The sequence below is a fragment of the Agrobacterium genomosp. 13 str. CFBP 6927 genome (genome assembly GCA_900012615.1).
GTDB lineage: Bacteria > Pseudomonadota > Alphaproteobacteria > Rhizobiales > Rhizobiaceae > Agrobacterium.
The window spans coordinates 344,768-367,882 of the sequence record LT009756.1; the positions used below are offsets into that span (position 1 = coordinate 344,768).

Here is a 23,115-nt window from a genome sequence, read left to right on the forward strand (position 1 = left end):
ACAAACAGATAGAGTGTCGGATATGATTCCGTTTTTCTATCCGACGCTCTAGTAGGAAGGCGTTCGCACCCGCGGGCGCCTTTCCCTGTATTTTCAAGAAGCTCATGAATCCAGACGCCGTTCAGCCACTGACATCCCGCGCAAGACCAAGGTTTTCATCCTCCTTCTGGTGGCTGTGCCTGTCGCTCATTGCGGTCTGCGGTGCGATGGTGCCGGTTCTGGCGCTCGTCTCACAGGCCGTACAGGGTTCGGCGGGCCTGTGGGAGCATCTCGGCTCCACCGTTCTTTTGACGGCCCTGCCGGATACGGTCCTCCTGCTCGGTGGCGTCGGCTTGCTTGCCGGTATCGTCGGAACATGTTCCGCCTGGCTGGTTACCGCCTATGATTTTCCCGGGCGCAGGATATTGGAATGGGCGCTGCTTTTGCCGCTCGCCATGCCCACCTATATTGTCGCCTATGCCTATCTCGATATTCTGCATCCGATCGGGCCGGTGCAGGGGGCGATCCGCTGGTTGCTCGGTTATTCCAGCCCGCGTGAATTCCGTCTGCCGGATATAAGATCCATGACGGGCTGCATTGTCCTGCTTGGCTTTGTGCTGTTTCCCTATGTCTATATTCCCGTCCGCGCCATGTTTCTGACCCAGGCGGGCAACCTGCTGGAAGCAGCGCGCACGCTGGGCGTTTCCAGGCGCGCGGCCTTCTTCAAGGTCGCAGTGCCGCTCGCGCGCCCGGCGATCGCGGTCGGCATCAGCCTCGCGCTGATGGAAGCGCTGAACGATATCGGCGCATCTGAATTTCTCGGTGTCCGCACGCTCACCGTTTCGGTCTACACCACCTGGGTCACGAAATCAGATTTGCCCGGTGCGGCACAGATCGCGCTTTCCATGCTGTTCATCGTCGTCGCCCTCGTGGCGCTTGAGCGCTGGGCGCGGCGCAAGCAGCGTTATGCGGTCTCGGCGCAGAAAAGCAAGGAATTGGAGCCGGTGCGGCTTGTCGGCCTGAAAGCCTTCGGCGCCTTTACCTTCGGCAGCCTGCCGGTCCTGATCGGCTTCGTGGCGCCGGCGAGCTATCTCGTCATCGAGGCATGGAAGCGATTTCGCTTCAGCGGCCTGTCTTCCCGTTTTACCGAGGAGGCTCTGAATACGATTCTGTTCGCCGGTCTGGCAACGGTGATCACCCTCATTCTCGGCCTAGCAGTTGCTTACGCGATGCGCCTTGCTCCGGGGCGTCTCTCGCGCTGGTCCTATCGTCTTTCCACGGTGGGATATGCGGCTCCCGGCACGGTCATCGCCATCGGCGTTTTGATTGCGCTCGGCGGCTTCGACCGGTTTGTCGATCAGACAATGCGCGAATGGTTCGGCATATCCACCGGCCTCATTTTCATCGGCAGCGGGGCCGCCCTGATCTATGCCTATTCGGCGCGTTTCCTCACCATTGCGGCGGGCAGCGTCGATGCCGGCCTGAGCCGTATTCCGCAATCCTTCGATCATGCTTCGCGCACGCTCGGACGATCCGCGACCCAGACATTTCGCCAGATTCACCTTCCGCTTTCGAAGGCATCGCTTGCGGCGGCGGCGCTCCTGATATTTGTCGACTGCGTCAAGGAGCTTCCCGCCACGCTGCTGTTGCGGCCACTTAATTTCGAGACTTTCGCGACACATCTCTATGGTGAAGCGGCGCGTGGTACTTACGAGGAAGCGGCAATCGCGGCGCTGGCGATCGTGGTCATCGGCATCCTTCCCGTCATGCAGCTTGCAAGGATCGGGCGGCGCAAGGGCTGATACCCCGCGGCCGGCCCAAAAATGATGGGCGCAAAACTGTGCGAGAAGCCAATAAGCTTCAAATCCCCCCAGGAAACGACAAGCATCCTGCCTTAATCCTGATGTAAATACTCAGCTTAATTGAGGTGCTGCGGCCTGTCGTATAAGAACGTCGGCCGTGATCTGTTTCGGGGCATATCTTGAAAAATTTGCATGAGATGTTTTTGGGCCGCCTGGCTTTGGGAACGGCTGCCATTGTTTTGATGGCGCCAGTGATGGGTCAGGCACAGCAGACGACGGTTCTGCGTGAGATCACAGTTGAAGGGCAGGGCGCGGAAAACGCCACAGGTCCGGTCCGGGGATATGTCGCCAAGAAGAGTGCGACGGGATCGAAAACCGATACGGAAACGAAGGACATTCCGCAATCCGTATCGGTCGTCGGCCGCAAGGAAATGGATGACCGCGGCGCGGTGACGAAAATCGACGAGGTTCTACGCTATACGCCCGGCGTGACAGCGGAGCCTTTTGGCACCGACCCGGATACGGACTGGTTTTACATCCGCGGTTTCCAGGCAACCCAGACCGGCGTTTTCTTGGATGGGCTGAACCTGTTCAGCTACGGCTTCGGCGGCTTCCAGATGGATGCCTATGGTCTGGAGCGGGTGGAGATTCTCAAGGGCCCTGCTTCGGTGCTTTATGGCGGCGCCAATCCCGGCGGCATCGTGCAGATGGTTCGTAAGCGCCCGCAGGATGAGCCGGTCCGCGAAACGGAAATCGGCATCAATAATTTTGGCAATGCCTTCTTCGGTTTCGACCTCGGCGACAAGGTCGATGGCGAGGGCGTTTGGAAATATCGCGTCACCGGCAAGGTTTCGGGCGGCGACAATTACACCGACTATTCCGAGGATCTGCGCGGCTTCGTCATGCCGCAGATCACCTTCGAACCGGATGCGCAGACCAGTGCCACGCTCTACGGCTATTTTTCGGCGCTGGATCAGGTTCATGTCGGCAACGGTTTCCTGCCCTATGTCGGAACGGTGGTCGACGCACCGTTCGGCAAGCTGGACCGCAAGGCGTTTTATGGTGAACCTGACATCGACAATGGCCGCGTCTACCAGTCCATGGTGGGTTACGAGGTCAGTCATGAATTCGACAATGGCTGGAAGATCAGCCAGAACGCCCGTTATGGTCACCTCTACAAGCATGAAACCGGGCCCTATCCGGGCGGTTGGGCCAATACGGACGCCAATGGCCAGCCGATCCGTGACGCCACCACCAACGACTATATGCTGACCCGCTTCGGTTATGACGGCCTGTCGAAAGTCGACAGCTTTGGCGTGGACAACCGGGTCGAAGGCCAGTTCGATACCGGCGCGGTCAGCCATTCTCTGCTCTTCGGTCTGGACTACAAATATTACAAGCTGGATCAGGTGCAGGCCTGCTGCGGATCGAATGCGATCGGCGCGCTCAACCCGGTCTATGGCTCGACGCAGGGAACGAATTTCGTCTACGCCGATAACGTCGTGACCCAGCAGCAGATCGGCATCTATGCCCAGGATCAGCTGCGTTTTGGCGATGGTTGGCTGGTCACGCTGAACGGTCGTTATGATTATGTCGATACCGAATTGAACAACAGGTTGCCGGCCGGCCTCTCCCGCCGCTCCAATGACGATGCGCTGAGCGGACGTGCGGGCCTTGCTTATGAATTCGACAATGGCCTGACGCCCTATGTCTCGGCGGCCACCTTCTTCAATCCGCTCATCGATACGCTTGCAGATGGCACGCCCGCTGCGCCGGAAGAGGGACACCAGTTCGAGGCGGGCATTAAATATGAGCCGAGCTTCTTTGACGGCAGCATCACGGCCTCCGTCTTCAAGCTGGTCAAGGACAATGCCATCGTTTCCTATACGGCCGGCGGCGTAACCACGAGCGGCCAGTTCGGGCAGGTGGAATCCACGGGCTTCGAGCTGGAGGCCAAGGCCAATCTCAGCGACAACTGGAAAGCGCTCGCCTCCTATTCCTATACGGATCTCGACATTACCAAGGATGCCAATCCCAACCTGATCGGCAAATCGCCGTGGATCGTACCGGCTCATACGGCGTCGCTATGGGTGGACTATGCCTTCACCGACGATACGTTTGAAGGCCTCAGCATTGGTGGCGGTGTGCGCTATCAGGGCAAGTCCTGGGCCGATGCGGCAAATACGCTGCGTGTGCCGGATGCTGCTGTGTTCGATGCCGCGATCCGCTACGAGAAGAACGACTGGACAGCGTCCGTCAACGTCGCGAACGTTTTCGACAAGGAATATGTCAAAAGCTGCGCCGGCGTGTCGGTTTGCGGCTGGGGTGACAGCCGCACCATCACCTTCAAGCTTTCCAAGAAGTGGTAATGGCCGGCCGGCAGTTGCGGGAAAAATAGTTTGCCACTATAAACATGAATAATCTTATCATGTTTATAGTGGCGCTATGGCGCCTTGCGGGATCAAGAGGCCATGGCTTTCCGCGTTCGGATGGAAAATGAGATCGAGGGCTTTGCCGTTATTGGCGGCCCGCGCTCAAGGATGTGGAACGGCATCGTTGCCGATCTCTGGGACGTGCGTTGCGCACCAAGGGCGGGCGGCCGTTATGTTGGCAAGGACCCGCGTTTCGTTTTCCTACTCGATATGGATGGGGCGGATGGCGGCCGCTTCATGATGAACCGGCACCGCCGCGACAATTACGGCTCGTCTGAAGCGAACCGGATTTCCTTCGTACCCGCCGATCTGGATGTGCATGCGGAACTGAGCAATGTTTCCTTCGTGCGCCACCTCGATCTGCACTTCGATGCGGGATTGCTGGGTGCGCGGCTGGTGCAGGGCTTCGATCCCCATGCGCTGCTCGATCCGCATCTGATGTTCGAGGATGAGCGGCTGCTGGCGCTCGCGCGGCTGATCGCCGCCGAATGCGATAATCCAGACCCGTTGCACGATCTCTACGGCGAAAGCCTCGTGCTGGCGCTGTTGACGGATTTCCTCAAGGTAAAGCGCGAGCCGGTCAAGAAGCGCAGCAAGCTCGCCTCCTGGCAATTGCGGGCGGCGACGGACTACATTCGCGAACATTGCCTGCGGTCGATAAGGCTGGAGGAACTCGCGGAACTCACCAACCTGTCGCAATCCCATTTCAGCCATGCCTTCAAGGCATCGACGGGCGTGCCGCCGCATCAATGGCAGATGCAGGCGCGTATTGACTGCGTTAAGGATCTGATGACGCGAACGGACATGGCGCTCACCGACATTGCCATAGCCGCCGGTTTTTCGGACCAGGCGCATTTCTCCCGTGTCTTCCGCAAGATGGTCGGTGTCTCGCCTTCGGTCTGGCAGAAGATCAGGCAATAACGCCGTTTCGTTCCATGCTTATCCGAAAAAATTCCTCTTTCACGGCTGAAAAAGCTTCGGAACGAATTGCCCGTGCGGTGGTTTACCAACGTAACATTTACGAGGAAAACCAAGGAGGAAGATGTCATGTTGCATCAGGAACCCCGTGCCGGACAGGACCCCTATGTCAAGGACACGCCGAGCCTTATCGCCAGCGACAAGGTTGAAGGAACACGCGTTTATGGCGCCGATAGCAAACACATCGGCTCGATCCAGCGCATCATTCTGGAAAAACGCGGCGGTCGTGTCGCTTACGCGGTATTGAGCTTCGGCGGCTTCCTCGGCATCGGCGATGATTATTACCCGCTGCCCTGGGAAAAGCTTCACTACGACGAGGAGCTTGACGGCTACCGCATCGATCTGACTAAGGAAGAGATCGAAAACGCGCCGCATTTCGCCAATCTCGATGATGACGATCTGCTGAACGCCAAGGACCGCAAGGTCTATGACTATTATGGCGTCGCGCCCTACTGGATGTAAGGCCGGGCAGCGTTACAAGCGGCATTTCCGGCTTCTTTATGGCCCGGAAATGCCGCATACAAAAACGGCTCCTGAGAAGGAGCCGTTTATCGTTTCACCGCACGTCAATGCGGGTTTTTTTGCATCTCTGAAACCGCATCGGTAAAGCACTTGCGGGCTTCCTCGGGAGACTTGCGTCCATCAAGGGCGGCGCGGCAGGCGCTTCTGGCTCTCACGAAACTCAATCCACGAATTTTAGGCCAGCCTTCGGTCAACAATATCAGGGCCTCGAAGGGGCCGGCGACGACACTCTTGCCGTTCGCCTCGAGATTGACCTCGACAGGTTCTGTCCATCTCTCGTTCTTCATCGTGCACCTCCCAGAGCAACGCGATCCCGAAATACACTCGACAGCGGAGCAACCCATGAACGCAGTCGTGTGTTACTGCTGCTTAGGATAAGCGCATGCGATCGAATTGACAACGGTGATCAGCGGAAGCCGAAAAACGACAGAATTGCCAGCACGATAACGACTAGGCCGACGATGTAGATGATCTGGTTCATGATTTTCTCCTTGACTGGTGTCATCACCATAACGTGAGGGCGAAGGTGAGGTTCCAGCTCTGCAAGAATTTAATCACGTACTAAAATATTGCGGGCATCCCTTTGCGCGCGGCACGCCGCCGCGCTGCAGCGATCATCGTGATTGCTATTTCCGCAGGATCACCCAGATGGCGTGAATGATGCCGGGCACATAACCGCACAGTGTCAGCAGAATATTCAGCCAGAAATGCAGGCCAAGCCCGACCTGAAGGAACACGCCAACGGGCGGAAGGATGATGGCGATAAGAATACGGATGACGTCCACGATGACCGGCTTTCCATTTGAGAGTGACTTGCCGGTCAACGTGTGGCGGGCGGTTTGGTTTCAAAGGTTTTGGTGATCGCAGGCAGCATGATGCTAACAGAAACGCTGACAGCGCCGATGGAAATCGGCCTGAGCATAAATTGCGATTTGGGGAGATAAAATGGTGCCGCTTACGTGACTCGAACACGTGACCCCGTCATTACGAATGACGTGCTCTACCAACTGAGCTAAAGCGGCCCGATTGTGACCCGTTTGTTACGGATCAGCTTCATGGCGGGCTGATACAGGCAATGCTGACGGATTTCAAGCCTTGAATGCGCTGGTTTTGAAAATTCCGTAAAAAGCTTTGCCTGTCCATTGTTTACCTGTGGCTTCAGGCCTTGCCGCAGATGCGCTTTTTGGCGTCCTCATATTCATTGGCCAGACGATCGACGAGGTCCGCTACAGGCTCGACAGATTTGACCGCGCCAATGCCCTGGCCTGCGCCCCAGATGTCTTTCCACGCCTTGGCGCCGCCGGTGGCGGTTTCGAAATCCATTTTCGAAGGATCCGCCTCGGGGAGATTGTCCGGGTCCATGCCGGAGGCGACGATGGAGCTTTTCAGGTAATTGCCATGCACGCCCGTGAAATAGTTCGAATAAACGATATCCTTGGCCTGCGCTTCCACAATCGCCTGCTTGTAGCCGTCGGAGGCGCGCGCCTCCTGCGTGGCGATGAAGGGGGAGCCGATATAGGCCATATCCGCGCCCATCGCCTGTGCGGCAAGAATGGAGCCGCCATTGGCGATGGCGCCGGCGAGCAGCAGTGGCCCGTCGAACCATTCGCGGATTTCCTGAACGAGGGCGAAGGGCGAAAGCGTGCCCGCATGTCCGCCGGCGCCGGTGGCCACAGCGATCAGCCCGTCCGCTCCCTTGCGGATGGCGGAGCGGGCATGGCGGTCATTGATGATGTCATGCAGAACGATGCCGCCATAGGAATGCACGGCCGCGTTGACCTCCGGCACGGCGCCGAGCGAGGAAATCACCACCGGCACCTTGTATTTGACGCAGAGGCCGAGATCGTGTTCCAGCCGCCGGTTGGACATGTGCACGATCTGGTTGACCGCGAAGGGCGCAGCCGGGCGGTCGGGGTTGGCCTTGTTGTGGGCGGCCAGATCCTCGGTAATCATTGCCAGCCATTCATCCAGCTGGCTTTCTGGCCGCGCATTCAGCGCGGGGAAAGCACCGATGACACCCGCCTTGCATTGGGCCAGTGTCAGTTGCGGATGTGAAATAATGAATAGCGGTGACGCTATGACCGGAAGACGCAGATTGTCTTTCAGCACGGACGGCAGCATGTCTCCTCCCACGGATTACGTTTACGCGCACGTAAGTCAATATCGCGTTCGCCAGCGGATTGAAAGCGAAAACGGTGTGGTGCCGGGCTCTCAAATCTGCGTTCGCAGCGCCACAATGGATCGATTTTCCCCAAAGCAATCCGGTCTTTATAACAAACGGTGCTTGCGGAGGCGCGGCATAGCCGTTACCGAATCGTGAATGTATGGCGCAACGCCGCATATTTTTTGCAAGGCGCAATAGAACAAGGATCGGTCGTGAGCGGACTGGAAACGGCAATCAGAAATGCTCTGGAAAAATCGGACAGATCGAACGCCGAAGTTCGTGCACGGATTTACCAATCCTCCCGTCAGGCACTGGAAGCGGGCCTGCGCAAGCAGGGCATAGACGATCCGCAGGTGGTGGCCCAGCAGCGCCAGCGGCTCGAAAGCTTGATCCATATTATTGAGAATGAAGAGCGCAACCGTCTTCTCGACCGGGTGGAGCAGCAATTGCGGCCGCCTCTGCCGGAAAGCCCGGTGCAGGATGATCACTCGGTCGATCCTGCCTCACAACCCCAGCATCATGGCGATATGGCTGTCGAACCGGAATTGCGCGGCGAAACGCGCGACGTGCGTCCGATTGCTGCTGAAAACCTGAGCGCCGACCGGCGTAATGGAAAGACGCGAAAGAGAGGCTCCAGCGCAGCCGACGCCTCGCTTGCCTTTCGTCCAGAAGGTGCTGTTGGCCGGCGCAAACGCCGCGGGCTTTTTGCCCGACTTTTCATATATTTGACGCTCCTGGCCTTTATCGGTTTCGGCGCCTGGTGGGCCTATTCCTCCGGCCTGCTGCTGTCGCCGGAGCAACGCGATACCAGCGTGCCCAATCCGCCGGCGCAGGTGCAGGCGGAGGACTTCACCGGTGCGGAACCAGCGCCGAGCCTTTCCGCCGGCCGTGGTTTTTCCGATGACTGGGTCGAAATATTTAATGCCGAGCGCGGCAGTTCCGGAATTTCGGCAGGCGCGCGCGCCACTGTCGAGAATATTGCCACGCCGGCCGGCAAGGCGATAAAGGTGACGTCGAGAAGCGTCTCCCAGGATGGTGCGGTCAGCATTGAGGTTCCGGTGGAGGTGATGCGGGATATGGCGGGCAAATCCTCGACCATATCAATCACGCTGCAATCATCCAGCGACCGGCAGACGCAGGTTTCCGTCGCCTGCGATTTCGCAACCCTTGGCGATTGCTCCCGTCACCGCTTCACGGCCACGGCCGAGCGTGCGGATATGCTGCTGAATGCGACATTTGAACGTTCGCTAGCCCCCAATGCGCCGGGCAAGGTCTTCATCAACAGCGATATTGATGGCAACAGCCGCCCGGTCAATCTTTATTCCGTGCGCATTCTGCCGGGTCAGTAAGAAGCGACCCGGTAACAAAGGTGACAAGCGCCGCGGCCTTTGGGCGCCTGTCATTTTCGCTCTATCCTTATTTGAGAAAGCCGGGGCCTGATCCCAGTATCTTGCCGTCAATCTCGCCGATTGCCTTCTTGTCCTTGCCGTCATAGTCGAGCGCATTGAGAATGTGCCGGATGAGGTTCACCCTTGCGCGGCGTTTGTCGTTGGCGCGCACCACTGTCCAGGGGGCAGCGTCGGTATGGGTCTTTTCCAGCATCTCGTCGCGCTTGTCCGTATAGTCATCCCATTTCGTCAGTGCGGCAATATCCATGTCGGAAAGCTTCCAGCATTTCAGCGGGCTGTGGCGACGATCGTGAAAACGCTCGATCTGCGTTTCCCGGCCGATGTCGAGCCAGAACTTGAACAGATGAACGTCCTCATGGACCAGCATCTTTTCAAGACGCGGCGTTTCCTTGAGGAAGCGCTTGTGCTCTTCCGGGGTGCAGAACCCCATGACTGGCTCCACCCCGGCGCGGTTATACCAGGAACGGTCGAACAGAACGAATTCACCCGCTGTCGGAAAATGCGAGATATAACGCTGGAAATACCATTGACCGCGCTCGGTTTCCGTCGGTTTCGTCAGCGCCACGATACGGGCATAGCGGGGGTTGAGATATGCCCGGGTAGCGAAGATCGCGCCGCCCTTGCCGGCCGCATCGCGGCCTTCGAACACGGCCATCACCCGTTTGCCGGTGGCCTGCAACCAGAACTGTACCTTGACCAGCTCCACCTGCAGCGCTTCGAGGACTGCATCGTATTCCTCGCGCTTCATCTTTTTATCGTAGGGATAATCGCCGGCCGAAAGCTTGTTTTCCTCCACCCAGTCGGGAAGGACCGGATCATCGATGTCGAAGCTGCGCGGCTTGCCGCCAATGGTGAGCTCCACCGAGCGCTTCTTCGTTTCCTCGACCATGTTTTCCTCCGGCTGTTGTTGTGTAAAGGCAACTCGCCACCAATGAATTCATATCCATTGCCGGAATTCAAGTGAAAGAGGATTGCCTGGTCGGGGTGCGGCGGTACGGGCGATTGCAGCGCCGATTTTGCGCATATACGTTGTGGAAAATGCGCGGCGATGAATCTCTGTCATGAAGCTGGCCTATGAGGTTTCGATGCGCTGTCAGGTGGAAGTGGAAAGTGGGCTGAAATGGCAGTCATGGAAGGCGATAGTGGATTAAGGCTTTTGGGAAAAAAGCTTCGCCGAAACTGGTTGCCTGTTCTGGTTGTCAGCATGCTCGCCATCGTGGCGGTCTCGGAGCTTCACACGCCCTATATGCCGGCAATCCTGTGGCTCTGCGCCATTATCGCCATTCTCGCCGTTCGGGAAAGGCCGGCGGCGGCGAAGGACGAAAACGTGGCTGCGGAAACGGATCAGCCGGAAGTGCCCGGCGAAAACGTCATTTCCGGTGTCCGGGCGGGGCTTGCCGTCCTCGATACGCCCGTCTTCATCCTCGACAGGAATGCCAGCGTGCTGTTTCAGAACGGCGCGGCGGAGCGTGCCTTCGGCCAGCTTCCGGCCGGTGCGCATATTTCCGCCCGGCTGCGTTCGCCTGGCCTGCTGGATGTCATTCGCGAAACCATCGCCACCGGCCAGCCCAACCAGGTCGAGCATTCCGAGCGTTTTCCTTCCGAGCGGGTCTTTATCGTTCGCATCGCCCGCGCCGATGCGGGCGAGGGGGCGGGTCCGCCATTCTATATCCTGTCGTTCCGCGATGTTTCGGAGCTTCGCCGCATCGACCGTATGCGCAGCGACTTCGTTGCCAATGCCAGCCATGAATTGCGCACCCCGCTCGCTTCCTTGCGCGGTTTCATCGAAACCATGCAGGGCCCGGCGCGCAACGATCCGAAAGCGCAGGAACGTTTCCTCGCCATCATGCTGGATCAGGCAACCCGCATGAGCAGGCTGGTGGATGACCTCATGTCCCTTTCGAGGCTGGAATTGCGCGCCAATATCGCCCCGGACCAGAGGGTTGATCTCGTCCCTGTCATCGGCCATGTGCGCGATGCGCTGCTGCCGCTCGCCGATGAGCTGGATGTCGATATCACCCTGCATCTGCCGGACCGGCCGGCGGAAGTGCAGGGTGACCGTGACGAGCTGGTGCAGGTATTCCAGAACCTCGTTGAAAACGCTTGCAAATATGGGCAGGAAGGCAAGGTCGTGGATGTTTGGCTGCGCGCCGAACCCGGCAAGCCGGTGGAGGTAAGCGTCATCGACAAGGGGCCGGGCATTCCCGCCGAACATGTGCCGCGCCTGACGGAGCGTTTTTATCGTGTCAGCGTCGCCGACAGCCGCTCAAAAAAGGGCACGGGTCTCGGGCTTGCCATCGTCAAGCACATCCTCACCCGCCACCGCGCCCGCCTCATCATTAAATCGGAATTGGGCAGCGGCACGGACTTCACCGTGAGATTCTGACATAAAATATGCATCTGCTTTTAATGTCGTAAATATTTATAAATAAAATCAATAATTTAGATTGTCACAAATCTTTCGTCAAAGTGACATAAAAGGATGGGGCTACGGTGGTTAAGAAAAGGTCGCCGAGCGCATGCTAAGAGCGATTGCCGCAATCGGCTGCGTCCACAAACAAGCCCACGACGGGAGAGACAAATGAACATCGTAAAATTTTCCGCAGCAGCTCTGGTGGCTTCTGTCGCCTTCGCTGGCGCCGCCGCTGCTCGCGACCAGATCCAGGTTGCCGGTTCTTCCACTGTTCTGCCCTATGCCAAGATTGTTGCCGAGACCTTTGCTGAAACCTTCCCGAACTTCAAGGCTCCGGTTGTTGAGTCCGGCGGCACGGGCGGCGGTCTGAAGGCGTTCTGCTCCGGCGTCGGCGAAGGCACTATCGACATTGCCAACGCTTCGCGCAAGATCAAGAGCGACGAACTGGCCGCCTGTAAGGCTGCTGGCGTTGCCGACGTTCAGGAAGTGAAGATCGGTTACGACGGTATCGTCTTTGCGATGGACTCTTCCAACAAGGACATCAAGCTTGAGCCGAAGGATCTTTACCTCGCGCTCGCCGCTGAAGTCCTCAAGGACGGCAAGCTCGTTGCCAACCCCTACAAGAAGTGGTCGGAAGTCAACAAGGAACTGCCGGACGTCGCGATCGCCGCTTACATCCCGGGTTCCAAGCACGGCACGCGCGAAGTCTTCGAAGAGAAGATCATGGCTGACGGCTGCAAGGAAGCCGGCGCCACCGACGCCATCAAGACGCTCGTCACCGATGCCAAGCAGGCTGCCGCCAAGTGCGTTGCAGTCCGTAAGGACGGCGCCGCAGTCGACATTGACGGCGACTACACCGAGACGCTTGCCCGTATCGATGCCAACAAGACCGGCCTTGGCGTTTTCGGCCTCGCTTTCTATGAAAACAACGCCGACCGCCTGAAGGTTGCGACTGTTTCGGGCGTCGTTCCGTCCACCGAAACCGTTGCCAGCGGCAAGTACCCGGTTTCGCGCCCGCTGTTCTTCTACGTGAAGAAGGCTCACCTGGGCGTTATCCCGGGCCTCAAGGAATATGTCGAGTTCTTCGTTTCCGATGAAATGATCGGCCCGGATTCTCCGCTCGCCAACTACGGCCTCGTTGCCGCTCCGGACAAGGAGCGCGAAGAAATCCGCGCCAAGTTCGCAGCTGGCGCGTCCATGTAATAAGAAAGAGGGGCGCGGTATGCCGCGCCCCTCGTTCCGCTCCGGTGCCCTTCCGCTTTGGTAATTGTCTCCGGTTGACAGTTCCGATCCATTATCGTCCACATAATTGTTGATCGATTACAGATGGATAGGATGTATCAACCTTGACGCTTGCCAGACTTTGATCCAGTCAGGCGGCAAGCATCTCCGGGTGGTTCAGCCGTCTCGTTTTGATGACTTTTTGATTTGCCCGATATCGCACCGTGCTCTTGAGGCACGCCGAGGGAACTCTAATGAACACATCGATCCTTTTGTTGATACTGGCGCTGATCGGCATCGGCAGCTACCTGCTCGGCAGCCGCCGTGCCGTTGCCCTGTCTGGCGGGCGTCCCGCCAACATGCATTCCCGTGCCGGTTATCACGGTTCCTACGCGGTCGTCTGGGCGGTTTTGCCCGCGGCGTTCATTCTTGCCGTCTGGCTCATTGTCAGCCCGCTCGTCGTCACCTCGGCGGTACGCGGAAATTTCCCTGAGGATGTGCGGGCGCAATCCGAGGCGCAGCAGAGCCTGACCTATGGCATGGTGACCTCCATCGCCCGTGGCCTTCAGCGGCTGACGGCGGAGGAAATCGCGCAGGTCGATGCCGATACGGCGGCGGTAAGGCCGCTTCTGGCCTCGAAGGGTGTCGCGATCGCCGGCGATCCCGAGCGGTTTATGGTCGATGCCGCCCATACGCTCAACGACATGACCTCCACCAGCCGCTTCGCGATGGTCGCTATCGTGCTGTTGGCCGCACTCGGCGGTGCCGCTTATGCGCTGCGTTCGATTGCACCGCGCTTCCGGGCACGCAACAAGGTCGAGAGGGTCATTCTCGCGGCCCTGCTCGTCGCTTCTTCCATCGCAATCCTCACGACCATCGGCATCGTTATGTCGATGCTGACGGAAGCGATCCAGTTCTTCACCATGGTTCCGGCCCACCAGTTCTTCTTCGGTACGGTGTGGGATCCACGTTTCGCGGCGGCTGGCGCAACCGACTCCTCCGGTCAGTTCGGCCTGATCCCGCTGCTCGCCGGCACACTCTACATCGGTCTCGTCGCCATGCTGGTGGCTGTCCCGGTCGGCCTGTTTTCGGCAATCTATATGTCGGAATATGCGTCGCCGCGCTTTCGCTCCGTGGCAAAGCCGCTGCTCGAGGTGCTCGCCGGTATTCCGACCATTGTCTACGGCTTCTTCGCGCTGACGACGGTTGGTCCTTTCCTCAGAGACATTTCCACGCAGATCAACGGTCTGGCGACGGGTAACTACGCCAATTTCATTCAGGCGCAGAGCGTCATCACCGCCGGCTTCGTCATGGGTATCATGCTGATCCCCTATGTCTCGTCGCTGTCGGACGATATCATCACCGCTGTGCCGCGTTCCCTGCGTGACGGTTCGCTCGGCCTTGGCGCCACGCGGTCCGAAACCATCAAGAAGGTCATCGTTCCCGCCGCTCTTCCCGGCATCGTCGGCGCCGTGCTGATGACGGCGTCGCGTGCGATCGGCGAAACCATGATCGTGGTTCTCGCGGCTGGTGTTGCCGCGCGCCTGCAGCTCAACCCCTTCGAACCCATGACCACGGTGACGGTCAAGATCGTCAGCCAGCTGACCGGCGACCTTGAATTCACCTCGCCGCAGACGCTTGTCGCCTTCGCGCTGGGCATCACGCTTTTCGCCATCACGCTTTGCCTGAATATCTACGCGCTTTACATCGTGCGCAAATACCGGGAGCAATATGAATGACCGACATCGTTTCTCCCGCGGCCGGTGCCGCCGTGAACAAGGCTACGCGCCGTGATATCGGCATCAAGCGCCGCTATGCCGCCGAACGCCGCTTCCGTGCTTATGGAATGGCAGCGATTTCCTTCGGCCTTATCTTCCTCTTCCTGCTGCTCTGGTCGGTCGTATCCAAGGGTTACACCGCCTTCCAGCAGACGATGATCACCGTTCCGGTCGAGTTCTCCGAACTGATCATCGACCCGAAGAATGAGCGCGCCGCCAATCCCGCAAAGCTGATGACGGCCAATTATCCCGTTCTCGCCCGCGATGCGGTTGCCAAGGTTCTCGGCATCGCGCCAACGGACCGCGCCGGTCTGCGCGCCGTCAACGTCATGATCTCCGACAGCGTCCGCACCCAGTTGCGCGACATCGTCGTCGCCGATCCTGCCGTTATCGGCACCACACGCACCGTCACGCTTCTTGCATCGGGCGATGTGGATAGCGCCTTCAAGGGCCAGGTCGACCTGACGGTGGATGAGGCCAACCGCCGCATCTCGAACCAGCAGCTCGGCTGGATGAACCAGCTCGCCGAAGGTGGCCAGCTTGGCAAACATTTCAATACCGGCATCTTCGTTAACGGCAATTCGAGCCGTCCGGAAGCGGCGGGTGTCGGTGTGGCGCTGATCGGTTCCTTCTATATGATGATGATCGTGCTGGTTCTGTCGCTGCCGATCGGTGTCGCCGCCTCGATCTATCTCGAGGAATTCGCGCCGAAGAACCGCCTGACGGACCTTATCGAGGTGAACATCAACAATCTCGCGGCTGTTCCCTCAATCGTTTATGGTCTGCTCGGTCTTTCCGTCTTCATCAACTTCATGGGCTTTCCGCGCTCGGCCTCTCTGGTCGGCGGCCTGGTCCTGACGCTGATGACGCTGCCGACGATCATCATTGCCACGCGCGCCGCATTGAAGGCGGTGCCGCCGTCGATCCGTGCCGCAGCACTCGGCCTCGGCGCCTCCAAGATGCAGACGATCTTCCATCACGTCCTGCCGCTTGCCATGCCCGGCATTCTGACCGGCACGATCATCGGCCTTGCTCACGCGCTGGGCGAAACGGCGCCGCTGCTCTTGATCGGCATGGTGGCATTCGTTGCGAATTATCCGACAACGCCGATGGATCCGTCCACGGCCCTGCCGGTGCAGATTTACATGTGGGCGAACGAAGCCGAACGCGCCTTTGTCGAAAGGACATCCGGCGCTATCATCATCCTGCTTTTGTTCCTCATCGTCATGAATGTTGGCGCAATCCTGTTGCGTCGCCGCTTCGAACGGCGCTGGTAGAGGGAGATTGAGCAATGAACATGTTGTCGGAAGCAGCAGTTGAAAAGGCGCTGGACAAGAAAATGAATGAAGTTTCATACAAGATGATCGGCAAGGACGTTTCGGTTTATTACGGCGAGAAGCGTGCGCTTTACGACGTGAACCTCAATGTCCGGGAAAACACGGTGACCGCCCTTATCGGCCCGTCCGGTTGCGGCAAATCCACTTTCCTGCGCACCTTGAACCGCATGAACGATACGATCGACGGTTGCCGGGTCACCGGTAAGATAACGCTCGATACCGATGATATCTACGATCAGGCGATCGACGTCGTGGAACTGCGCGCCCGCGTGGGCATGGTGTTCCAGAAGCCGAACCCGTTTCCGAAGTCGATTTACGAGAACATCTCCTACGGTCCGCGCATCCATGGTCTTGCCCGTAACAAGGCGGATATGGACCAGATCGTTGAACACAGCCTGCAGAAGGCCGGCCTGTGGAATGAAGTGAAGGATCGTCTCCACGAATCCGGCACGGGTCTTTCCGGCGGTCAGCAGCAGCGTCTGTGCATTGCCCGCGCGGTTGCCGTCAGCCCGGAAGTGATCCTGATGGATGAGCCTTGCTCGGCGCTCGATCCGATCGCGACGGCGAAGGTCGAGGAGCTGATCCACGAGTTGCGTACCAACTACACGATCGTCATCGTCACCCACTCCATGCAGCAGGCGGCGCGCGTTTCCCAGCGCACGGCCATGTTCCATCTTGGTCATCTTGTCGAGGAAAACGAAACGGACAAGATGTTCACCAATCCGGATGACCAGCGCACGCAGGATTACATCATGGGCCGCTTCGGCTGATCCCGGCCGGCGCTTTATCGAAACCGAACAAGACTGGTGCCTCTGCCGTGCCCGCTTCCGGGTCCGCGCATGCAGGCCAAGCCGGAGGACTAGACCATGACACAGACAACGACCCATTCGCATATCCTGTCGGCCTATGACGACGAATTGAAGTTTCTGACGCGCCGTATCGCCGAAATGGGCGGTCTTGCCGAGCAGATGTGCGGCGATGCCGTGCGCGCGCTTGTCAATTCCGATGCCGCACTCGCGCAGAAGGTCATTTCGGACGATACAATTCTCGACCACGCCGAACGCGAAATCGGCGACAAGGCCATCGTCACCATCGCCAGGCGTCAGCCGATGGCGGCAGACCTTCGCGAGATCATCGGCACCCTGCGTATCGCCGCCGATCTCGAACGCGTCGGCGATCTCGGCAAGAACACGGCCAAGCGCGTCATCGCGGTTGCCGGAACCGGCGTGCCGCGCAAGCTCGCGCGCGGTATCGAGCATTTGTCGGAACTGGCGCTGGTGCAGCTCAAGGAAGTCCTCGACGTCTATTCCACACGCTCCGCCGAGAAGGCCAATGCCATTCGCGAGCGCGACGAGGAAATCGACGCCATGTACACGTCGCTCTTCCGTGAGCTTCTGACCTACATGATGGAAGATCCGCGCAACATCACCACCTGCACGCATCTCCTGTTCTGCGCCAAGAACATCGAGCGTATCGGCGACCATGCCACGAATATCGCTGAAACGATCTACTACATGACCACCGGCAGCCAGCCGGAGGGCGAACGTCCGAAGGACGACAGTTCCAACACTCTCGGTTCGGTGACCGAGTAACAGACAGGCAGAAGCTTGCGGAGTTCAGTATATGGTGCCCAAGATTGCAGTTGTGGAAGATGAGGAAGCGCTGAGCGTCCTGCTTCGTTACAATCTCGAGGCTGAGGGATACGACGTCGACACGATACCCCGCGGCGATGAGGCGGAAATCAGGCTGCAGGAGCGTATTCCGGATCTTCTCATCCTGGACTGGATGCTGCCCGGCGTATCCGGTATCGAACTCTGCCGACGTTTGAGAATGCGGCCGGAAACCGAGCGCCTGCCCATCATCATGCTGACGGCGCGCGGTGAGGAAAGCGAGCGGGTTCGTGGTCTTGCCACCGGCGCCGATGACTATGTCGTCAAGCCGTTCTCGACCCCGGAACTCATGGCCCGCGTCAAGGCCATGCTGCGCCGGGCCCGTCCCGAGGTTCTCTCATCGGTGCTGAAATGCGGTGATATCGAACTGGATCGCGAGACCCATCGCGTTCACCGCAAAAGCCGTGAAGTGCGCCTCGGCCCGACGGAATTCCGCCTGCTCGAATTTTTGATGACATCGCCGGGCAGGGTCTTCTCCCGTTCACAATTGCTGGATGGCGTCTGGGGTCACGATATCTATGTCGACGAGCGCACCGTCGACGTGCATGTCGGACGCCTGCGCAAGGCCCTGAATTTCTCCCATATGCAGGATGTCATCCGCACCGTGCGTGGCGCCGGATATTCGATGGAAGCCTGAGCGAAACTGAAACCTGTAGTTTCATTCGGACTACGCAGAAATCAGAAGGCCCGAAACCGAATGGTGTCGGGCCTTTCGATTTTGAACCTTCCGCAAATAAGGCGCCCTCGTCCTTTTTGGAAGGGCGGCAGACGGTCCGCTGAAGTTTGGATTAAGCAGTGAAACCTGGCAGGGATAAAAAAGGACGCTGCACGCCGCGGACGAATTCAGAGCATTTGCAGCAAGGGCGCGTTGCAGCTGTACGTTCGGAGAATACGCAAGAACAAGGATTGGCAACGCTTCTTGAACAACACGTGCTCCAAGTCGGAACCACCTTGGGTTTTGCCATAAAAAAACGGGCCCGAAGGCCCGTAGTTTTTGAGTGCTGATAACGTGCCGCAACACTCAAGCCTTGCGGCGCTCGCTTACCGGCTGATAGGCGAGTTTCGCATGGAACTTGCAATAGGGCGAGGATTCCAGCGCTTCACAACCGCAGAAATGGAAATCGTCCTTCAGCGGATCGCCAACCGGCCACTTGCAGGTGCGCTCGGTCAGTTCCGTCAAGGTCAGGCGACGGGAAATCGGCGTAACAACGTTCTTGGAAGGAACGTAATCGAGAACCTGTGCGGTCTCGATGTCCATCTCCTCGTGCAGTGCCGTCACCGCGTTCGAACGGGTGAGAACCCGTGCCGGTGCCGCGTTGACGCGTGCCGCGAAAGTCGTGGCGCGCGGTGCAGGTGCGGCTGTGCGCTTGGGCGCGGAACGCGCCGAAGTAACCGGGCCGCCAGCCTTGACGCGTCCTGGCAGGTTGAGACGATGGACCTTGCCGATCACGGCATTGCGGCTGACGCCGCCCAGCTGCGCCGCAATCTGGCTGGCGCTAAGCCCCTCGGACCACAATTTCTTGAGTTTCTCGACTCGCTCGTCTGTCCAGTTCATGCCGCTTCTCCGCTTGTCGCGTATATTTTCGGCAGAATCCTTCTCCGTCTCGCGGGCGTGCCGCAAGCGTGGTTTCCGCCGGATTTTTGGTGACTAGTTCCGCCGCAATGCAGTCTAGTAATTAGCGATTAACCTAGTGCCACGCAGACTCCGTGGCAAGAGTCGGGGGAATCATCTGGAATCGATTTTCCGGTTTTCCCCAACTTGCTGGTGAGTTGAGTCTGAAAGGCAACACCTTGGGGCTCATCGGCCGCCGCATACTAGGGCTTGAGAAGCCCGGGAAATGCGGACTTTTGTTGACATCGGCAAACGAAGTGACAATAGTGCCCCTGCCGCCGCAAGGCGGCATTTTTGATTTTCAGGCGAGGGATAACCCTCGAGGCCTATTGACAACCGTCTGACAGCGCATCCGCGCAAGGAGTGATACAGCCATGGCCGAAGCCGCCGCGCCATTGTTCGATACGTTTGCAAGAGCCCCCCTGCGCTTCGAGCGAGGCGAGGGCGTCTGGCTGTTCACGGAAAGCGGCGAACGATATCTCGATTTTGCGGCCGGCGTCGCGGTCAACTCGCTGGGCCACGCCCATCCGCATCTCGTCGATGCGATCAAGACGCAGGCCGAGAAGGTCTGGCACGTCTCTAACCTCTATGAAGTACCGGGACAGGAAAAGCTTGCCAGGCGCCTGACGGAAGCGACGTTTGCAGACAAGGTGTTCTTCACCAATTCCGGTGCGGAAGCACTGGAATGCGCAATCAAGACGGCACGTCGTTATCACTATTCCAAGGGCCATCCGGAAAAGTTCCGCATCATCACCTTTGAAGGCGCTTTCCATGGCCGCACGCTTGCGACGATCGCCGCCGGCGGCCAGCAGAAATACCTTGAGGGTTTCGGCCCCAAGGTCGAAGGGTTCGACCAGGTGCCTTTCGGCGATGTCGATGCCCTGAAGGCAGCCATCACGGCCGAGACGGCGGCGCTTTTGATCGAGCCGATCCAGGGCGAGGGCGGTATCCGCGCGCCCAGCAAAGAATTCCTGCAACTCCTGCGCAGCCTGTGCGACGAGCACGGCCTGCTTCTGATTTTCGATGAGGTTCAGACGGGTGTTGGCCGCACGGGCAAGCTGTTCGCCTATGAGCAGACCGGTGTTGCGCCCGATATCATGGCAGTCGCAAAGGGCATTGGCGGCGGTTTCCCGCTCGGCGCATGCCTTGCAACGGCGGATGCCGCTTCCGGCATGACGGCGGGTGTGCACGGCACCACCTATGGCGGCAATCCGCTGGCCATGGCGGTGGGCAATGCTGTGCTCGATGTTGTTCTCGCCGACGGTTTTCTCGAGAAGGTCCGTGATGTGGCGCTGATCTTCCGGCAGGGGCTCGCTTCGATCAAGGACCGGTATCCTGACGTGATCGAGGAAATTCGCGGCGAAGGCCTTCTTCTGGGCATCAAGGCCAAGGTGCCTTCGGGTGATCTGCTGCAGGCCATGCGCGCTGAGCATCTGCTTGGTGTGCCGGCGGGGGACAATGTCATCCGCCTTCTGCCGCCGCTCGTCACCACGGCCGAAGAAGCCCGAGAGGGCTTGGCGCGCGTTGAGGCGGCTGCTTCCTCCCTGACCGCGAAACAGGCGAAAATCGCCTGAGGAAACAATAAAGGGCGGGCCTCTTCCCGGAGGCTCGCGAGCATGGGACAGTTTGAAATGGCTTCACCAAAACATTTTCTCGACCTCTCGGCCGTAGGGTCGGAGGACTTGCGGACAATTCTTGATGATGCGCGCACGCGCAAGATTGCCACCAAAACCGGCACGGCGGCAAAGCCGCTTGCCGGCAAGATGCTGGCGATGATCTTTGAAAAGCCGTCCACCCGCACCCGCGTCTCCTTCGATGTCGGCATGCGCCAGCTTGGCGGCGAGACCCTTTTCCTGTCGGGCACGGAAATGCAGCTCGGCCGCGCCGAAACGATTGGTGATACGGCCAAGGTTCTGTCGCGTTATGTCGACGCCATCATGATCCGCACGACGGATCATTCGCGCCTGCTCGAGCTTGCCGAACACGCCACCGTGCCGGTCATCAATGGTCTGACGGACGATACCCATCCCTGCCAGATCATGGCGGATATATTGACGTTCGAGGAACATCGCGGCCCGGTCAAGGGCAAGACAATTGCCTGGACGGGCGACGGCAACAATGTGCTGCATTCCTTCGTGGAAGGCTCCGCCCGTTTTGGCTACCGCATGGCAATGGCGGTGCCGATGGGTTCGGAGCCGCACGACAAGTTCCTGAACTGGGCGCGGAACAATGGCGGCGAGATCGCCCTGTATCACGATGCCGACAAGGCGGTGGCGGGAGCGGATTGCGTCGTCACCGATACCTGGGTGTCCATGAACCAGGAACACAAGGCGCGCGGCCACAATATTTTCCAGCCCTATCAGGTTAACGAAGCCCTGATGGCGAAAGCCGATAAAGACGCGGTGTTCATGCATTGCCTGCCGGCACATCGCGGTGAGGAAGTGACGGATGGCGTGATCGATGGCCCGCAATCGGTGGTCTTCGATGAGGCGGAAAACCGGCTCCACGCACAGAAGTCCATCATCGCGTGGTGCATGGGCGTCATCTGACGGCTTTTACCCTTCCAGCCCGGCGGGTGAGGAAGGGTTCTTGAACTCGGCCGCGCACGTTACCATCTGTGGGACTTCGAACAGGCTCGTCGGTTTTTCGCTGGCGGGCCAAAATCACGATTTGCACGATTTTCCCCGGAGGCGGTTTCGCTTCCCGGATCTCTGTGCGACAAGCGGAAAAAGCACATTTAAAAAGCCGGACTTTTGGACGGTAGCGGCGCAACGGCTGCGCCAGGGAGTTATGATATGGCAGATGTAACGGTTGAACTGGACGATCTCGATTTTGCTGGCGACGACAAGGTCGTACCCTTTCAGGTCGAAGGTCTGGATGTGCGCGGCCGCGCCGTACAGGTCGGCCCGCTGTTGAATGCCATTCTCGAAAGGCATGATTATCCCGCCGTGGTCGCCCGCCTTCTCGCGGAAGCGACTGTGCTGACGGCGCTGATCGGCACGTCCCTGAAATTCTCCGGCAAGCTGACCGTTCAGACCAAGGGCGATGGCCCGGTCGATCTTCTCGTGGCGGATTTCACCGCGCCCGAAAGCATGCGCGCCTATGCCCGCTTCGATGAGGAGCGGCTGGCGGAGGCGATTGCGGCGGGAGCGACATCTCCCGAACAATTGCTCGGCACCGGTATTCTGGCCTTCACCATCGATCAGGGAGCAGGAATGCAGCCCTATCAGGGTATCGTGCCGCTGGACGGCTCGTCGCTGGAGGAAATTGCCGGGGTTTATTTCCGTCAGTCCGAACAGCTTCCTACCCGTGTGCGCCTCGGTGTCGCCGAGTTCTTCGACCGTGACGGCGAAGGCAAGCCGCGCCACGGCTGGCGTGCAGGCGGCGTGATTGCCCAATTCCTGCCCCAGGCGCCCGAGCGCCTGCGTCTGCGCGATCTTCATGGAGGTGACGGTGACGAGGGTGGTTCCGAAGTGGCGGAAGACGATGCCTGGACCGAGGCGGTAACGCTGCTGAACACGGTGGATACCGATGAGCTGACCGACCCGCAGGTGCCGGTGGAGCGCCTGCTTTACAGGCTTTTCCATGAGAATGGCGTGCGCATCTATGATCCGCAGGTCATTTTCGACCGCTGCAGCTGCTCGCGCGAAAAGATCAAGGGCGTTCTCTCCGGCTTCACTGCCGAGGAGATCAAGGCGAGTGAGGAAGACGGCGCGATTGCCGTGACCTGCGAGTTCTGCTCCACGACCTATCGCTACGATGTCAGCGAGTTTGAAAACGCCTGAAGCGGTTTGACTG

19 protein-coding genes, 1 tRNA gene and 1 pseudogene are annotated in these 23,115 nt (G+C 59.0%); 15 read left to right on the forward strand and 6 right to left on the reverse strand.

Features of this window, described 5'->3' with window-relative positions:
• Positions 1-209 precede the first annotated feature (209 nt).
• The 4 genes and pseudogenes from AGR13A_RS01720 to AGR13A_RS01735 form a co-directional block, all read left to right on the forward strand.
• Positions 210-1,781, forward strand: a pseudogene (locus tag AGR13A_RS01720) (ABC transporter permease); the annotation flags it as partial.
• Positions 1,782-1,960: 179 nt separating this feature from the next.
• Positions 1,961-4,150: a TonB-dependent siderophore receptor gene (locus AGR13A_RS01725; protein ID WP_080833319.1), complete on the forward strand. Its 2,190-nt coding sequence runs from the start codon at positions 1,961-1,963 to the stop codon at positions 4,148-4,150.
• A gap of 102 nt (positions 4,151-4,252) precedes the next feature.
• Positions 4,253-5,134, forward strand: coding sequence for a helix-turn-helix transcriptional regulator (locus AGR13A_RS01730; RefSeq protein ID WP_167377373.1), 882 nt, complete (start codon positions 4,253-4,255; stop codon positions 5,132-5,134).
• A 126-nt stretch (positions 5,135-5,260) separates the two neighbouring features.
• Positions 5,261-5,653, forward strand: coding sequence for a PRC-barrel domain-containing protein (locus AGR13A_RS01735; RefSeq protein ID WP_080833321.1), 393 nt, complete (start codon positions 5,261-5,263; stop codon positions 5,651-5,653).
• Between the two features lie 104 nt (positions 5,654-5,757).
• Here AGR13A_RS01735 and AGR13A_RS01740 read toward each other — a convergent pair whose 3' ends face one another.
• The 4 genes from AGR13A_RS01740 to AGR13A_RS01755 all read right to left on the reverse strand — a co-directional run bounded on the left by AGR13A_RS01740 (position 5,758) and on the right by AGR13A_RS01755 (position 7,834).
• Positions 5,758-6,000: a DUF982 domain-containing protein gene (locus tag AGR13A_RS01740; RefSeq protein WP_035219113.1), complete on the reverse strand. Its 243-nt coding sequence runs from the start codon at positions 5,998-6,000 to the stop codon at positions 5,758-5,760.
• Between the two features lie 339 nt (positions 6,001-6,339).
• Positions 6,340-6,498 carry a YqaE/Pmp3 family membrane protein gene (locus AGR13A_RS01745; protein ID WP_003493670.1) on the reverse strand — a complete coding sequence of 53 codons (159 nt, stop codon included), beginning with the start codon at positions 6,496-6,498 and terminating at the stop codon, positions 6,340-6,342.
• A 161-nt stretch (positions 6,499-6,659) separates the two neighbouring features.
• A tRNA-Thr gene (locus AGR13A_RS01750) sits at positions 6,660-6,735 on the reverse strand.
• Positions 6,736-6,871: 136 nt separating this feature from the next.
• Complete coding sequence (locus AGR13A_RS01755; RefSeq protein WP_080833324.1) at positions 6,872-7,834, reverse strand: NAD(P)H-dependent flavin oxidoreductase; 963 nt, start codon at positions 7,832-7,834, stop codon at positions 6,872-6,874.
• A 255-nt stretch (positions 7,835-8,089) separates the two neighbouring features.
• Between AGR13A_RS01755 and AGR13A_RS01760 the strand changes: the two genes are divergently transcribed.
• Positions 8,090-9,226: a hypothetical protein gene (locus tag AGR13A_RS01760; protein WP_080833326.1), complete on the forward strand. Its 1,137-nt coding sequence runs from the start codon at positions 8,090-8,092 to the stop codon at positions 9,224-9,226.
• A gap of 67 nt (positions 9,227-9,293) precedes the next feature.
• On the opposite strand, the gene ppk2 is transcribed toward AGR13A_RS01760, so the two are convergent.
• A complete protein-coding gene (ppk2, locus tag AGR13A_RS01765; protein ID WP_035219109.1) occupies positions 9,294-10,175 on the reverse strand; it encodes a polyphosphate kinase 2 in 882 nt (293 codons plus the stop codon).
• Positions 10,176-10,415: 240 nt separating this feature from the next.
• Between ppk2 and phoR the strand changes: the two genes are divergently transcribed.
• The 7 genes from phoR (at position 10,416) to phoB (ending at position 18,342) form a co-directional block, all read left to right on the forward strand.
• The gene (gene phoR / locus AGR13A_RS01770) at positions 10,416-11,672 is read left to right on the forward strand and encodes a phosphate regulon sensor histidine kinase PhoR (RefSeq protein ID WP_374701838.1); all 1,257 of its coding nucleotides are present in this window, start codon (positions 10,416-10,418) and stop codon (positions 11,670-11,672) included.
• Positions 11,673-11,867: 195 nt separating this feature from the next.
• On the forward strand, positions 11,868-12,902 hold the full coding sequence (locus tag AGR13A_RS01775; RefSeq protein ID WP_080833329.1) for a substrate-binding domain-containing protein: 1,035 nt from the start codon (positions 11,868-11,870) through the stop codon (positions 12,900-12,902).
• 272 nt (positions 12,903-13,174) lie between these two features.
• Positions 13,175-14,659: a phosphate ABC transporter permease subunit PstC gene (pstC, locus tag AGR13A_RS01780; RefSeq protein ID WP_080833331.1), complete on the forward strand. Its 1,485-nt coding sequence runs from the start codon at positions 13,175-13,177 to the stop codon at positions 14,657-14,659.
• Positions 14,656-15,975, forward strand: coding sequence for a phosphate ABC transporter permease PstA (pstA, locus tag AGR13A_RS01785; RefSeq protein WP_080833333.1), 1,320 nt, complete (start codon positions 14,656-14,658; stop codon positions 15,973-15,975). The genes pstC and pstA overlap by 4 nt, the downstream gene beginning before the upstream one ends.
• Before the next feature lie 14 nt (positions 15,976-15,989).
• Positions 15,990-16,805, forward strand: a complete 816-nt coding sequence (pstB, locus tag AGR13A_RS01790) for a phosphate ABC transporter ATP-binding protein PstB (protein WP_035219098.1) — start codon at positions 15,990-15,992, stop codon at positions 16,803-16,805.
• A gap of 96 nt (positions 16,806-16,901) precedes the next feature.
• Complete coding sequence (gene phoU, locus AGR13A_RS01795) at positions 16,902-17,627, forward strand: phosphate signaling complex protein PhoU (protein WP_035219095.1); 726 nt, start codon at positions 16,902-16,904, stop codon at positions 17,625-17,627.
• Positions 17,628-17,658: 31 nt separating this feature from the next.
• Positions 17,659-18,342: a phosphate regulon transcriptional regulator PhoB gene (gene phoB / locus AGR13A_RS01800; protein ID WP_003493692.1), complete on the forward strand. Its 684-nt coding sequence runs from the start codon at positions 17,659-17,661 to the stop codon at positions 18,340-18,342.
• A 384-nt stretch (positions 18,343-18,726) separates the two neighbouring features.
• Here the strand turns inward: phoB and AGR13A_RS01805 are convergent, their stop codons facing one another.
• Positions 18,727-19,260: a GcrA family cell cycle regulator gene (locus AGR13A_RS01805; protein WP_080836429.1), complete on the reverse strand. Its 534-nt coding sequence runs from the start codon at positions 19,258-19,260 to the stop codon at positions 18,727-18,729.
• A gap of 431 nt (positions 19,261-19,691) precedes the next feature.
• Here AGR13A_RS01805 and AGR13A_RS01815 point away from each other — a divergent pair, with 431 nt between their 5' ends.
• The 3 genes from AGR13A_RS01815 (at position 19,692) to AGR13A_RS01825 (ending at position 23,102) form a co-directional block, all read left to right on the forward strand.
• Positions 19,692-20,891, forward strand: coding sequence for an aspartate aminotransferase family protein (locus AGR13A_RS01815; protein ID WP_080833337.1), 1,200 nt, complete (start codon positions 19,692-19,694; stop codon positions 20,889-20,891).
• 57 nt (positions 20,892-20,948) lie between these two features.
• Complete coding sequence (gene argF, locus AGR13A_RS01820) at positions 20,949-21,866, forward strand: ornithine carbamoyltransferase (RefSeq protein WP_080836431.1); 918 nt, start codon at positions 20,949-20,951, stop codon at positions 21,864-21,866.
• A 246-nt stretch (positions 21,867-22,112) separates the two neighbouring features.
• Complete coding sequence (locus AGR13A_RS01825) at positions 22,113-23,102, forward strand: Hsp33 family molecular chaperone (RefSeq protein ID WP_080833339.1); 990 nt, start codon at positions 22,113-22,115, stop codon at positions 23,100-23,102.
• The last annotated feature ends 13 nt before the right edge of the window (positions 23,103-23,115 follow it).